The 14,913-nt window shown below is 45.5% G+C and carries 8 protein-coding genes, 10 tRNA genes and 3 rRNA genes; all 21 read right to left on the bottom strand.

Translation table 11 applies throughout. From position 1 onward, the window contains the following. Positions 1 to 3: 3 nt before the first annotated feature. Positions 4 to 74 (bottom strand) — tRNA-Trp (locus tag LROSL1_RS05015). A gap of 4 nt (positions 75 to 78) precedes the next feature. After that, positions 79 to 159: transfer RNA gene (locus LROSL1_RS05010), tRNA-Tyr, on the bottom strand. 11 nt (positions 160 to 170) lie between these two features. After that, positions 171 to 243 (bottom strand) — tRNA-Phe (locus tag LROSL1_RS05005). A gap of 37 nt (positions 244 to 280) precedes the next feature. Further along, positions 281 to 354: transfer RNA gene (locus LROSL1_RS05000), tRNA-Asp, on the bottom strand. A gap of 9 nt (positions 355 to 363) precedes the next feature. Next, positions 364 to 436: transfer RNA gene (locus LROSL1_RS04995), tRNA-Val, on the bottom strand. A 14-nt stretch (positions 437 to 450) separates the two neighbouring features. Further along, positions 451 to 523, bottom strand: a tRNA-Glu gene (locus tag LROSL1_RS04990). Positions 524 to 531: 8 nt separating this feature from the next. Continuing rightward, positions 532 to 623: transfer RNA gene (locus LROSL1_RS04985), tRNA-Ser, on the bottom strand. A gap of 15 nt (positions 624 to 638) precedes the next feature. After that, positions 639 to 711: transfer RNA gene (locus LROSL1_RS04980), tRNA-Asn, on the bottom strand. A 7-nt stretch (positions 712 to 718) separates the two neighbouring features. Then, positions 719 to 835: ribosomal RNA gene (rrf, locus tag LROSL1_RS04975) — 5S ribosomal RNA — on the bottom strand. A 64-nt stretch (positions 836 to 899) separates the two neighbouring features. Then, positions 900 to 3,819: ribosomal RNA gene (locus LROSL1_RS04970) — 23S ribosomal RNA — on the bottom strand. A gap of 155 nt (positions 3,820 to 3,974) precedes the next feature. Continuing rightward, a tRNA-Ala gene (locus LROSL1_RS04965) sits at positions 3,975 to 4,047 on the bottom strand. Positions 4,048 to 4,070: 23 nt separating this feature from the next. Further along, positions 4,071 to 4,144, bottom strand: a tRNA-Ile gene (locus LROSL1_RS04960). Positions 4,145 to 4,222: 78 nt separating this feature from the next. Next, positions 4,223 to 5,796, bottom strand: a 16S ribosomal RNA gene (locus LROSL1_RS04955). The 16S, 23S and 5S rRNA genes sit together here with 10 tRNA genes alongside, the layout of an rRNA operon. A gap of 500 nt (positions 5,797 to 6,296) precedes the next feature. Beyond that, entirely contained in the window at positions 6,297 to 8,375 is a 2,079-nt protein-coding gene (locus tag LROSL1_RS04950; protein ID WP_017261113.1) for an LTA synthase family protein, read from the bottom strand. A 176-nt stretch (positions 8,376 to 8,551) separates the two neighbouring features. Continuing rightward, a complete protein-coding gene (locus LROSL1_RS04945) occupies positions 8,552 to 8,809 on the bottom strand; it encodes a DUF1797 family protein (RefSeq protein WP_017261114.1) in 258 nt (85 codons plus the stop codon). Then, positions 8,806 to 9,867 carry a lysylphosphatidylglycerol synthase transmembrane domain-containing protein gene (locus LROSL1_RS04940; protein ID WP_017261115.1) on the bottom strand — a complete coding sequence of 354 codons (1,062 nt, stop codon included), beginning with the start codon at positions 9,865 to 9,867 and terminating at the stop codon, positions 8,806 to 8,808. The genes LROSL1_RS04945 and LROSL1_RS04940 overlap by 4 nt, the downstream gene beginning before the upstream one ends. A 2-nt stretch (positions 9,868 to 9,869) precedes the next feature. Next, positions 9,870 to 10,892 (bottom strand): glycosyltransferase family 4 protein, encoded by a 1,023-nt coding sequence (locus LROSL1_RS04935; protein WP_178913929.1) that lies wholly within the window; start codon positions 10,890 to 10,892, stop codon positions 9,870 to 9,872. Positions 10,893 to 10,974: 82 nt separating this feature from the next. Then, positions 10,975 to 12,153 carry a glycosyltransferase family 4 protein gene (locus LROSL1_RS04930; protein ID WP_017261117.1) on the bottom strand — a complete coding sequence of 393 codons (1,179 nt, stop codon included), beginning with the start codon at positions 12,151 to 12,153 and terminating at the stop codon, positions 10,975 to 10,977. Positions 12,154 to 12,405: 252 nt separating this feature from the next. Beyond that, positions 12,406 to 14,133, bottom strand: coding sequence for a phosphoenolpyruvate--protein phosphotransferase (gene ptsP, locus LROSL1_RS04925; RefSeq protein WP_178913928.1), 1,728 nt, complete (start codon positions 14,131 to 14,133; stop codon positions 12,406 to 12,408). After that, a complete protein-coding gene (locus LROSL1_RS04920; RefSeq protein WP_017261119.1) occupies positions 14,133 to 14,399 on the bottom strand; it encodes a phosphocarrier protein HPr in 267 nt (88 codons plus the stop codon). Before LROSL1_RS04920 ends, ptsP begins: the two co-directional genes overlap by 1 nt. Before the next feature lie 330 nt (positions 14,400 to 14,729). Further along, positions 14,730 to 14,912: a hypothetical protein gene (locus tag LROSL1_RS04915; protein WP_161002568.1), complete on the bottom strand. Its 183-nt coding sequence runs from the start codon at positions 14,910 to 14,912 to the stop codon at positions 14,730 to 14,732. Between the last annotated feature and the right edge of the window lies 1 nt (position 14,913).

Genomic DNA, 14,913 nt, shown 5'->3' with positions numbered 1-14,913 from the left:
AAGCAGGGATAGCAGGAATCGAACCCGCACCGGCGGTTTTGGAGACCGACGTTCTACCGTTAAACTATATCCCTATAATGGCGGAAGTTGGATTCGAACCAACGAACCTTTCGGGGCGGTTTTACAGACCGCTGCGTTTAGCCACTTCGCTATTCCGCCATACTCTGAAATGGCGCGGGACGGAATCGAACCGCCGACACATGGAGCTTCAATCCATTGCTCTACCGACTGAGCTACCGAGCCATACCAAATTTGGTATTTAAAAATTTACAATAAACAACGGTCCCAACGAGACTCGAACTCGTGATCTCCTGCGTGACAGGCAGGCGTCCTAACCAACTGGACCATGGGACCATCATTAAATGGAAGATACAGGGCTCGAACCTGTGACCCTCTGCTTGTAAGGCAGACGCTCTCCCAACTGAGCTAATCTTCCAAAATATTAAAAATTGACCCCTACGGGATTCGAACCCATGTTACCGCCGTGAAAGGGCGGTGTCTTAAACCACTTGACCAAGGGGTCATATAAAACGGAGAGTAAGGGATTCGAACCCTTGAAGCAGGTTGTTACCCGCTTACATCATTTCCAGTGATGCTCCTTCGGCCAACTCGGACAACTCTCCATTTTTAATTTTAAACTCCGGCAGGCGGGCTCGAACCGTCGACAACCTGATTAACAGTCAGGTGCTCTACCAACTGAGCTATGCCGGAATAATATGCATGGCGACGACCTACCCTCGCAGGGAGCGATCCCCCAACTACTCTTGGCGCGACGAAGCTTAACTTCCGTGTTCGGTATGGGAACGGGTGTATCCTTCGTGCCATCATCACCACACTCTGAGCGTTATCCACTCAAAACTGAATCATGATCTTCTTTTCTTTAACCGGACCACCACTTCGTGGTTAAGTCCTCGACCGATTAGTACTAGTCCGCTCCATGTGTCGCCACACTTCCACTTCTAGCCTATCTACCTCATCATCTCTGAGGGGTCTTACTTCCATATAGGAATGGGAAATCTCATCTCGAGGCGAGTTTCACACTTAGATGCTTTCAGCGTTTATCTCATCCATACATAGCTACCCAGCGATGCGCCTGGCGGCACAACTGGTACACCAGCGGTATGTCCATCCCGGTCCTCTCGTACTAAGGACAGCTCCTCTCAAATTTCCTGCGCCCGCGACGGATAGGGACCGAACTGTCTCACGACGTTCTGAACCCAGCTCGCGTACCGCTTTAATGGGCGAACAGCCCAACCCTTGGGACCGACTACAGCCCCAGGATGCGATGAGCCGACATCGAGGTGCCAAACCTCCCCGTCGATGTGGACTCTTGGGGGAGATGAGCCTGTTATCCCCAGGGTAGCTTTTATCCGTTGAGCGATGGCCCTTCCATACGGTACCACCGGATCACTAAGCCCGACTTTCGTCCCTGCTCGACCTGTCTGTCTCACAGTCAAGCTCCCTTGTGCCTTTACACTCTACAAATGATTTCCAACCATTTTGAGGGAACCTTTGGGCGCCTCCGTTACCTTTTAGGAGGCGACCGCCCCAGTCAAACTGCCTACCTGACACTGTCTCCCGCCACGCTAAGTGGCGCGGGTTAGAGTGGCCGTATAACAAGGGTAGTATCCCACGGTTGCCTCCTTCGAGACTAGCGTCCCGAGCTCTACGGCTCCTACCTATCCTGTACAAGTTATACAGACACCCAATATCAAGCTACAGTAAAGCTCCATGGGGTCTTTCCGTCCTGTCGCGGGTAACCCGCATCTTCACGGGTAATATAATTTCACCGAGTCTCTCGTTGAGACAGTGCCCAGATCGTTACGCCTTTCATGCGGGTCGGAACTTACCCGACAAGGAATTTCGCTACCTTAGGACCGTTATAGTTACGGCCGCCGTTCACTGGGGCTTCAATTCTGAGCTTCGCTTACGCTAACCCATCCTTTTAACCTTCCAGCACTGGGCAGGCGTCAGCCCCTATACGTCATCTTACGATTTTGCAGAAACCTGTGTTTTTGATAAACAGTCGCCTGGGCCTTTTCACTGCGGCTACACTTGCGTGCAGCACCCCTTATTCCGAAGTTACGGGGTCATTTTGCCGAGTTCCTTAACGAGAGTTCACTCGCTCACCTGAGGATACTCTCCTCGACTACCTGTGTCGGTCTGCGGTACGGGTAATTAAACTCTAACTAGAAGCTTTTCTCGGCAGCGTGACATCAACGACTTCCCTACTTAAATTTCGGTCCTTGTCACAGCTCAATGTTAAAGAAACAAGCATTTAACTCATCTCACACCTCACTGCTTGACCGGACATTTCCAATCGTCCGGATCGTTTAGCCTTCTGCGTCCCTCCATTGTTCAAACAAGTTTAACTAGTACAGGAATCTCAACCTGTTTTCCATCGACTACGCCTTTCGGCCTCGCCTTAGGTCCCGACTAACCCTGGGTGGACGAGCCTTCCCCAGGAAACCTTAGTCATTCGGTGGATCAGATTCTCACTGATCTTTCGCTACTCATACCGGCATTCTCACTTCTATGCGCTCCACCAGTCCTTACGATCTGGCTTCACCGCCCATAGAACGCTCTCCTATCGCGCCACTTACGTGGCACCCACAGTTTCGGTAATATGCTTAGCCCCGGTACATTTTCGGCGCAGAATCACTCGACTAGTGAGCTATTACGCACTCTTTAAATGGTGGCTGCTTCTGAGCCAACATCCTAGTTGTCTGTGCAACTCCACATCCTTTTCCACTTAGCATATATTTAGGGACCTTAACTGGTGATCTGGGCTGTTCCCCTTTCGACGGTGGATCTTATCACTCATCGTCTGACTCCCGGATAACACATCAATGGCATTCGGAGTTTATCTGAATTCAGTAACCCATGACGGGCCCCTAGTTCAAACAGTGCTCTACCTCCATGATGATTCATCCGAGGCTAGCCCTAAAGCTATTTCGGAGAGAACCAGCTATCTCCAAGTTCGTTTGGAATTTCACCGCTACCCACACGTCATCCCAGCCTTTTTCAACAGACACGGGTTCGGCCCTCCGGTGCGTATTACCGCACTTTCAGCCTGCACATGGGTAGGTCACCTGGTTTCGGGTTTACTTCAACATACTTAGTCGCCCATTTCAGACTCGCTTTCGCTACGGCTCCGGTCTTTCCACCTTAACCTTGCATGTTAACGTAACTCGCCGGTTCATTCTACAAAAGGCACGCTATCACCCATTAACGGGCTCTAACTACTTGTAGGCACACGGTTTCAGGAACTATTTCACTCCCCTTCCGGGGTGCTTTTCACCTTTCCCTCACGGTACTGGTCCACTATCGGTCACTAGGGAGTATTTAGCCTTACGGGATGGTCCCCGCAAATTCCGACGGAATTTCACGTGCTCCGCCGTACTCAGGATCCTGAACTGAGGGACTTTGATTTCGTCTACGTGGCTCTCACACCCTATGGCGACGTTTCCCAACGTCTTCAACTATCAAGGTCTTTGGTAACTCAAATGTTCAGTCCTACAACCCCAAACTGCAAGCAGCTTGGTTTGGGCTGTTCCCCGTTCGCTCGCCGCTACTTAGGGAATCGATTTTTCTTTCTGCTCCTGTTGCTACTTAGATGTTTCAGTTCACAACGTCTACCTTCAACTAGAGTATGTATTCCCCTAGTGATAATCAGCGGTTAAACTGATTGGGTTTCCCCATTCGGAAATCTCCGGATCAAAGCTTACTTACAGCTCCCCGAAGCATATCGGTGTTAGTCCCGTCCTTCATCGGCTCCTAGTGCCAAGGCATCCACCGTGCGCCCTTTATAACTTAACCTAACAGTTCATACGAACTGCGGTTATGAGTTTAGCGATAAACAATTTAACTTGTTAAAAAACTCAAAAACGCGGTGTTCTCGGTTTAAATAATAAAAAGAATCATGATTCAGTTTTCAATGTACAACGTTTCAGGTTGGTCACTTCCGTGACCAATGGAGAATAACGGGATCGAACCGTTGACCCCCTGCTTGCAAAGCAGGTGCTCTCCCATCTGAGCTAATTCCCCATGTTGTCTTCAGGCTTGATCGATGGGCACAAGTGGACTCGAACCACCGACCTCACGCTTATCAGGCGTGCGCTCTAACCAGCTGAGCTATGCGCCCAATCTTTTGTTTGAGGTAAATCCCTCAAAACTGAACAACGTTTCCACTAATGTGTAAGGTTCCGATTTGTTTCCTTAGAAAGGAGGTGATCCAGCCGCAGGTTCTCCTACGGCTACCTTGTTACGACTTCACCCTAATCATCTGTCCCACCTTAGGCGGTTGGCTCCCAAAGGTTACCCCACCGACTTTGGGTGTTACAAACTCTCATGGTGTGACGGGCGGTGTGTACAAGACCCGGGAACGTATTCACCGCGGCATGCTGATCCGCGATTACTAGCGATTCCGACTTCGTGTAGGCGAGTTGCAGCCTACAGTCCGAACTGAGAATGGCTTTAAGAGATTTGCTTGGCCTCGCGACTTCGCTGCTCGTTGTACCATCCATTGTAGCACGTGTGTAGCCCAGGACATAAGGGGCATGATGATTTGACGTCGTCCCCACCTTCCTCCGGTTTGTCACCGGCAGTCTCATTAGAGTGCCCAACTTAATGCTGGCAACTAATCATAAGGGTTGCGCTCGTTGCGGGACTTAACCCAACATCTCACGACACGAGCTGACGACAACCATGCACCACCTGTCTTTCCGTCCCCGAAGGGAACGTCCGATCTCTCGGATTAGCAGAAGATGTCAAGCCCTGGTAAGGTTCTTCGCGTAGCTTCGAATTAAACCACATGCTCCACCGCTTGTGCGGGTCCCCGTCAATTCCTTTGAGTTTCAACCTTGCGGTCGTACTCCCCAGGCGGAATACTTATTGCGTTAGCTGCGGCACTAAGGGGCGGAAACCCCCTAACACCTAGTATTCATCGTTTACGGCATGGACTACCAGGGTATCTAATCCTGTTTGCTACCCATGCTTTCGAGCCTCAGCGTCAGTTACAGACTAGGTAGCCGCCTTCGCCACTGGTGTTCTTCCATATATCTACGCATTCCACCGCTACACATGGAGTTCCACTACCCTCTTCTGCACTCAAGTTATCCAGTTTCCGATGCCCTTCTCCGGTTAAGCCGAAGGCTTTCACATCAGACTTAAATAACCGCCTGCACTCCCTTTACGCCCAATAAATCCGGATAACGCTTGCCACCTACGTATTACCGCGGCTGCTGGCACGTAGTTAGCCGTGGCTTTCTGGTTAAATACCGTCACTATCTGAACAGTTACTCTCAGATACGTTCTTCTTTAACAACAGAGTTTTACGAGCCGAAACCCTTCTTCACTCACGCGGCGTTGCTCCATCAGGCTTGCGCCCATTGTGGAAGATTCCCTACTGCTGCCTCCCGTAGGAGTCTGGGCCGTGTCTCAGTCCCAATGTGGCCGATCAGCCTCTCAGCTCGGCTATGCATCATTGCCTTGGTAAGCCGTTACCTTACCAACTAGCTAATGCACCGCGGGTCCATCCTAAAGTGATAGCCGAAACCATCTTTCAAGCGAAAACCATGTGGTTTTCGTTGTTATGCGGTATTAGCATCTGTTTCCAAATGTTATCCCCCACTTTAGGGCAGGTTACCCACGTGTTACTCACCCGTTCGCCACTCACTTCAATGTCTCGTCAATCTGGTGCAAGCACCGTCAATCAAAAACCGAAGTGCGTTCGACTTGCATGTATTAGGCACGCCGCCAGCGTTCATCCTGAGCCAGGATCAAACTCTCAAATTAATGAGTTATTTGAAATAGCTCTTGTTTTGTTGTTACTTGGTTATAAAGTGAATTGACTTCACAATTGTAATTGCTTCGAACTTTCGTTCAAAGACCCTACACATTTGATTCGTCGAAACGTTGTTCAGTTTTCAAAGATCTACTTCGTTGCCTCAAGACAACTTTTATACTATATCATTTGGCTCATCATAAGTCAAGTGTTTTTGTTAGGAAATAATTTCGCTATCGCTTGTCGCTCAAGCACTCCCTGACAACATAAGCTATATTATCAAAGCGTCTTATTGTGGTCAAGCACAAATCTGACTAAATACGACTCAAACACTTGCTCCATAATTGGGATACACGTAGTAAGTGGCTTCAATTCAACAAATCGTTCGGAAAAGATAATGCGTCTCGTTTCAGAGGACCCTATTAACCCGTAAACATCGACACCAGTCTTGTGCTTCAGCAGTAAAATGACGAACAAAAAAAGATTCCACAAAACGTGGAATCTTTTTTGATTACTTCGATTTACTTAACTCTGGTGCGTCAGTCTTGTAGTCACTCGACGTTGATTTACCACCATTTTTAGCTTGTACACTGGTGGGATTATCCTTTTGCTCCTGTTTCAACCGTGAATTTGTAGAAGATACCGAGTAGTTGTAATCACTCTTATTGACCTTCTTAAAGCCCGTTGGTGTGTAGAAACGTAACAAATCACGTGTCATGATCTTATCCGACAGCCCTAGCACTGTATTAACATGATCCTGATCAGAAGTAACTTGCTTCTTTTGTGACGCCGTCAGATCAAGTAACTTACCCGTTGCCGTGTCGTAAACCTGACTACCAACCTTTGTATACTGTGGTGTCACAAAGTTACCATCTCTAAACGGTACAATCTGGTTCCGTTGCGTGGAGAGTAAATCTTGCCCCATCATAATGTAGTTACCTGTTGTTTTAATGCCCAACAGATCCATCATGGTCGGCAATGCATCGATTTCACCACCATAAGTATGGTTAACACCACCTTGAACTCCAGGCGCATGAATCATAAATGGCACCTTCTGGAACATGGCTAAATCATAATTCGTAACTTTCTTCTTACCTAACAGCTTGGCAATCGCAGGACGATGGTTATTTGAAATACCATAATGATCCCCATAAACAACAATCATCGAGTTATCGTAGAGATTAACCTTTTTCAAGTAATTAATGAATTCACCAAAGGCCTGATCAAGGTAATGTGCCGTTACAACATAACCATCAACCGTATTATCACCAGTATCCGTCTGCGGGAATGAAGAATCCTTCTTACCTAATAGGTATGGATAGTGGTTAGTTACTGAAATCACTTTAGCATAGAACGGTTGAGGCAATTGTTGAATATACTTCGCTGAATCCTTCAAGAAAATCTTATCCTTCAGCCCATAGCCCACGTTATAACTTGGCTTATCAGCATTAGGATAAAACGACTTACTAAAGAAGTTTTGATAGCCCCAAGACTTGTACGTGTTACCACGGTTCCAGAAACTTGGCACATCCCCGTGCATGGCCGCCGTAGTGTACCCATGCTGTGAGAGAATGGCTGGTGCCGCTTGGAATGTGTTAGAAGTACCATAACTGATCATCGCAGAACCGGTGGGCAACCCATATAACGAGTTTTCCATCATCATTTCTGCATCAGAGGTCTTCCCTTGCGCCACTTGGTGGAAGAAGTTATCAAATGACAACGTGTTCTGATCTTTATAGAACGCATTGATGTTTGGTGTAACTTCTTGCCCTTTGTATTTATAGTTGATCAGAAATTGTTGGAAACTCTCCAAATGGAAGACAAAGACATTCTTGCCTTGTTCTTTACCGAAGTATTGAAAATTCTCACCAGCAGGGTTGTTCTTCAAATACTTTTGAACTGACTTCATATCAGCTTTCGAAGCCTGGCTCCGACTAGTTGCTTGTTGATGCGTCTGATAGGCATTAAAGGCCGCATATTCATTTAAGCCCAGGTACTTGACGATATAGTTATTGTCAAAGGTCCGTGTTAACAAACCTGAACGATCTTTTACGGACAGTCCGTAATCCATCATCATCAATGCAATAGAGAACACTGTCATCGTGACTGCAAAACGTTTCTTCAGTGGGCGTTTGTCCACTTTGATCAGTTTTGTTAAGAGCAAAACAATCAATACCAGCACGTCCAGATAGACAAACAAATCTGAGAAATGCAAAATACCAGCCAACGATTTGCCCAAATTGTTGTCGACCGAACCAGACCCCTTGACAATACCAATCGACAGAAAGTCTGAGAACTCACGATAATAGAGAATATTTGCGAACAACCATGTCGTCTGTAATGCGTCAATAATCAGCATTAACCAATATGACAATTTGCCGCGGAAATATAACGCAATCCCAAACAGCAATAACGCCGTCGGCAGCGGATTTAACGCCAGAATAAATTGCTGAATCGGTGATTCAACACCTAGTGTAAATTTGGTTCGGTACGCGATATACGTCTTTAACCAAAACAGTGCCGTCATTAAAAAGAAGAAGCCGAGGGTCGTATTTAGCTTGGCATAAAGACCCTTGAAGAATTTCGCCATGTGTCTGTCCTCCACGTCGCTGATATAACAAGTGTTATCAGTGACTGTAATCAATTCCTGTTACTCGTTTTGTTGCTTAAATGAACCTTAACTCAACAAGTCAATATTATAAACGAGCCCCGCACAATTACAAACATTGGCGGGGTTCTTCATAAATTCTTAGTTGTCCGGATAGTTTAAAAGACGGCTTTAAACTCTGTCAGCGCATCATACACTGCTACTGCCACCATATCCATATTGTCATAACAAAAAGCTGGGGCTGTTCTGGCATCTTGTACTGTCCACTCACCAGTTGTTTGATTCAGTGTCACCTTGCATACTTCAACACCAAACTGTTCAAAATAACGCGTCTGCTCTTCACTACGATGATCAAACTGCATCGCCCGCAAACGGCGAATAATGCTTTCTAATAACGTACCTGTTTCTTCACTCATTGTTTATCCTTTGATCGATTCAGAAACCGATGGCGTTTGACCGGTTCCTCAGTAACTTTATCTGGCTTTAACGCCATCGCCCACATACCTGAAAACATCCCCAAGTAGTACGTAATCACCCGCCATAGAATCATGGCTAACACTAGCTTTGAACGACTAGTCACGTAACTGGCAAACAACGCCTCAAAACTAAATTCGGCACCGCCTGCACCACCAGGAATTGGGAACAGCGAAATCACCATCACAATCAACACATGGAGCGCCGTAACCATCAACACATTAACATGATTATAACCCAGCGACAACATAATGAAGTATGGAATCAAATAGTAGACTGCCAACTGTGCTAGCGTAAGCAAGGCCACGTGTACCATCAATCGCCACTGGGACTTAATTCTGACACTCTCTAAATAGAAAGAATCAATCTTTTCATCAAGACTAACCCGCCATTCTTCGTAACGCTCGGGCTTTACAAACCATCGCATCGGCTTCATCAGTAAGTTCACCATTCGTTTGGTAAACGAATGCCAGAACATAATCATGAGTAGGCCTAAAATCACAACTAAGTGAATCAAAAAACCAAACACCACGAATAACGCTAGATAGTGTAACTTTGCCGCCAAGTATTGAAATCCAATGGCTAACGCAATTAAAAAATTAATCACGATCATCGCCTGATAGACGACAAACTTCATTAGTAGCACTGAGCTAGCACGACCACCATCAACACCGGTTTGAATCATGGCTACCAACTGTGCTGGCTGACCACCACTCGAAAATGGCGTAATTCCATTAAAGAGTTGCTCAATCAGTGGAATTCTAACCGCATCTTTAAATGTAAAACCACTTATCCGGTCATTGACAAACACTTGAACGATACGTGATTCAATTAGCAGGTAGCCCACCATGCAAGCAATCGCAATCAAAAGCCACCAACCATTAATATGCAATAAATCATGAAGCAATTGTGTCAGGGCCACATTGCGCAACGAGTACGCAAAGATCCCCAAACCGATAATCACCATCACAATTAATACAATTCGATTCCGTCGGGACATAATTAATCCTCTCTCACCTGCTGAAGATAGAAACGATGCCAAATTTGTGCGAGATGACTCGCTGAGTACACTTCAGATGCCAATAAGGCCTGACTGTGTAAATGTTGCATCCCGGCAGGATTTTGTTGCAACGATGTTAGCTTCTTTTGCATATCAGCAACATCCGTCGCGCTTTCGTAATACCCGTCGATAATGGACCGGTATAAATCCAAATCACGCAACAATACCGGCGTGCCACAACTAAATGCCTCTAACACAGACATTGGAAACAGTTCATTATACGAAGGCAACAAAAACAGATCTGCCATGTTGTAGTAGTCAACCAACGCTTTACGGTCAACAATACCTGGAAACAGTAAATTAGCTGGCGGATTATCAACCACCTTTTTTAGGTCCGCATAGCCATCCGTAATCCGGCCAAATGAAAAACCACCTGCCCAAACAAACTGAACATCAGGATTATTCTTTGCCAAGGTAATAAAATCACGAACACCCTTGCGTTCCTGAATTTGACCAATACCAAGAACTGTAAATTTTTTAGCGTCTAAATGATAACGAGCCCGTGTTGCAAGTTGGTCAGCTGACGACATCTCGTAGAATTCACTTTTAGACACAAAGTTTGGAATATACGTAATCTTCCCTCGAGGAATGTTATAGGCTTCGAGCTTCGGGATAAAGGTTGGGTTGACCACTACGATGTGATCCATCCGTTTGTAAAACGAGATTAAATAATGATAGAAAATCTGTTTTGCGATTGGAGGTAGTTTTAAGCTGCCCTCCAACGTTTCGGGAAGGAAATGAACGTAGCCAATTTTAACCCCTCGCCCCGGCAGAAAAGTAGACAAATAATAAGGAAAATTCACCGTATGATAGTGTGAAATGTCCGTTTTGTGCCATTTATTAATGGTGATGTCAAACTCACCATCAAAATTATCTTGCAACAACTTCACTAATTCCGTGTATGCACTGCCGACTCCTTGTCCGGGAACGGACGTTGCGGCAGAGAACATATTGATTCGTAACATTGTGTGCTCCTAAACGTTTATTATCGTAAAAACACGTATTTCCACTAACCCAAGGTCAGCTCGGAAATACGTGCTAAGTGTGTTAATCGCTCAACTTGGCTGATTTTTCACTATCTTCTTGATAAATCAACTGGGCGTCAGCATAAAACTGAATAATTCGTTTGCCAAACGCATCTGCGGAAATTTCGTACAAAATTCGTTGACGAACGGTGTCATCGCTAACATCGATCTGATGTGACAAGTAGTCACAAACGTCACGCACCAATTCACCTTGTTGCTTAAAGGTGCGTCCGATTGTATCTGTCTTCAACAGCTCATCAGCATAAGGACTACTCATGACCACGATCGGTAAGTGCGCTGCGATAGCCTCAATATAAGTCAGCCCTTGTGATTCTGAATCACTAGCAGATACAAACACGTCAGCCATTTGATAGTAACGGTAAACGTCTTCGTTCGCAACTTCTCCCGTAAACGTGACGTGATCTGTTAGCTTCATCACACGTACCTGTTGTTCCAAATCTTCTCTAGCAGGGCCATCCCCGACGATGACAAGTTGGGCATTAGGTTGCTGTGCCAAAATATCCGGTAACGCCATGATAACTTCATGAATGTTCTTTTCGAAGGCCAATCGTGACAATGAAAGCAAAACTGGCGTATTAGCGCTGAAATGCATTTTTTGCCGTAGTTCATTGGACTGGGGTTGTTCATACTGCGTCAGATTAACACCTGTTGGGATGACACGAATGGGCGTTTTAACACCATAGCCCTTTAAAGTGTCTAGCACTCGATCAGAGGGTGCAACCACCCCTTCAACGCCATGTAAATAAGCTCGGGTCGCCAAACGTACTTGCTTAGGCTTTAGCAACTTACCATTAGCCACATAATGCAAATAGTCCTCGTACATCGTGTGATATGTATGAACAACCGGGATCTTCATCGCGTGGGCAACAAATTTTCCCATCAGCCCCATCGAAAATTCCGTTTGGGTATGAACAATATCTAAATGAAGGTCTTTCGCAATTTGTAAAGCACGAAACGCTCCGCGAAAAGCAATTCGCCGGTCCGTGAAGGAAACAAATGGTACCGACGGAAAACGAAAAATGTTTCGCTCATAAACATCCTTATCAACTTTAGGATCTGTAGATGTAAAGATGTAAACTGAATGACCGTTTTGCTCAAGTTGGTCACGCAGTGTTTTTATCGAAGTGGCCACACCACTCACCTGCGGAAAATATGTTTCAGTAAATATGCCAATATTCACGCTGGTGCCCCCTTCAAACTAAATTCAGTGTTCAGTCAGCATTTTTGCCAACAAAATAATCAAGTTTCATTATACGGATTGCGTTTATATAGTGCAAACGCTAATCGTTTAGATTATCTTCAATTCTAACCTAGACTATCTCTACACGCCAATATTCACACTGGGTTTGGCTACAATGACGTCAAAAACTTAACTTTTCGCGAAGAAAAAAAGCACCAGTCGCAAATGCGATCAGTGCTTTAATCTCATAGCTTACTTCAAACCTGCCATGAACTGTTTAACCATATCGGCAACGTCTTCATTGGTTTCGGCATCAAGTGCCTTATCAACAAGGTCAGCAGTCGATTTTGTATCAAGTTTCTTCATTAATGAACGCGTCTGCAGCATAGATGTGGCACTCATGGAGTACTCATCCAAGCCCATTCCCATCAATAATGGTACAGCAACTTGGTCACCAGCCATTTCACCACACATACCGGCCCACTTACCTTCAGCATGCGCTGAATCAATAACCTTTTTGATCAAACGCAATAATGATGGGTTGTAAGGCTGATACAAGTAGGAAACGTGTTCGTTACCCCGATCGGCAGCAAACGTGTATTGAATCAAATCGTTCGTACCGATACTGAAGAAGTCAGCATATTTGGCCAACTTGTCGGCAATCAACACCGCGGCTGGCACTTCCATCATCATGCCGACATCAATGTGATCGGCCACTTTAACGCCATCATTGATGAGGTTTTGCCGTTCTTCGTCATAGATTGCCCGCGCCCGTTTGAACTCGTCAACTGTCCCAATCATTGGGAACATGATGGCAATGTTACCGAAGGCAGAGGCTCGCAACAATGCACGCAACTGAGGCCGGAACAAATCAGGTTGTTTCAAACTAATCCGAATGGCACGGTAACCTAAGAACGGGTTCATTTCTTCTGGTAGTGGCAAGTAGTCGAGATGCTTGTCCCCACCAATATCCATGGTTCGCACAACAACCTGTTTGCCATGCATATCTTCAGCAGCCTTCTTGTAGGCTTGGAATTGTTTTTCCTCGTCTGGCAATTCAGCGCTGTCCATATATAGGAACTCTGAACGGAATAAACCAACTGCTTCACCGCCATTATCATTAACAGCAGCAACGTCATCAGGCGTCCCAATGTTGGCAGCAATCGTGAAGTTCTTGCCATCCTTGGAAACAGATGCCTCGTCCTTCAGCTTGTCCCATTCAGCCTTTTGCTTAGCAAAGTCGTCACCTTTTTTGGTGTAAGTCGTCACATCCTCGTCAGATGGATCGACAATACCAATACCATCCAAACCATCGACAATAACCTTATCACCCTGTTTGATGACAGAAGTAGCATCTTCAGTCCCAACAACAGCCGGAATTTCCAATGTCCGACTCATGATGGCTGAATGTGACGTCCGACCACCTAAATCAGTAATGAAGCCCTTAACAAATTTGCGGTTCAGTTGTGCCGTATCACTTGGTGTCAAATCATGCGCCACAATCACAACTTCAGAATTGATCAAGGCTGGATTAGGTAGGTTCTTACCCAGTAGGTGGCTCATAACCCGTTTGGTTACATCACGCACATCAGCTGCCCGTTCTTGCATGTACGCATTGTCGGTCATGCCCTCAAAAATCGCGATGAAATTGTCGGTGATTTCCTTTAATGCTTCTTCTGCATTAACTTTGTCAGAGTCGATCTTGCCTTCGATTTGGCCGATCATTTCTGGATCTTGCAAAATCGTAATATGTGCTTCAAAAACTTCGGCTTCTTCTGAGCCCAAACTTTTTTCAGCAACGGCTTTGATCTGTTGCAATTCTTTTATTGATGCATCCAAAGCACTGTGTAAACGGGCCTTTTCAGCATCAGCATCAGAAATTGTCTTCTTATCAAACGTTAAATCCGGATCAACTAACATATAGGCCGGAGCAACGGCAACACCGTTACTGGCCGCAATCCCACTGAGTTTCTGAGTCATTAGTCAGACAAACCTTCTTTAGTCATGGTATCTGTAATTGCACTGATGGCGTCCTTTTCGTCGGCCCCGTCAGCAGAAATAGTAACATCGGCGTCTTTACCAACACCTAACGACATAACACCCATGATGGACTTCAAGTTAACGGACTTACCATCGTAAGCCAAGTTAATCTCTGAAGAGAACTTAGATGCCGTTTGTACCAAAAGTGTGGCTGGACGTGCGTGTAAGCCTGTGTCTGCAATAATGTGAAAGTCTTTAGATTCCATAATCATTAATCTCCTTAATGCACTTAGATTTGTAAGGGATTACTTTGCCGTAGAAACGGCGATTCATCAATCACCTTCTGTATCATAGTAGCATATGTTTTTTACAAAATACAACCATTCGCAAAGGAAAAATGCGCATTTTAGAAAGCGGTACCAATGCTAATCCTATACGGATAGTGGTCTAGACCGTGTTTGGCAAACGTTGGATTAACAGCATTTTATTTTGAAATCGTTTTCCATAGGTGAAACATTCTGGTAAATTATCGAGAAAACAAAACGACGTCACTGATGAAAAAACATCATGAACGCCGTCTAAAATCTGTATACATACTAATCTTCTTGATAATGATAGGTGATTTCGCCACCACGATCAGCCTGACCAACTATCCGTTGACGATAAGGCACATTCATCAACGCCGTTTGAAACTTCATAAAGTGTTCTGGTGTAACTTTTAATTCTTCAATTTCACCATTTTTCAACTGTTCAAGTTTTGCTGCGTAGTCATCATCCATT

Origin of the sequence: Furfurilactobacillus rossiae (genome assembly GCF_013394005.1) — a bacterium.
GTDB classification, from domain to species: domain Bacteria; phylum Bacillota; class Bacilli; order Lactobacillales; family Lactobacillaceae; genus Furfurilactobacillus; species Furfurilactobacillus rossiae.
This window is presented reverse-complemented; position numbering and strand designations above follow the sequence as displayed.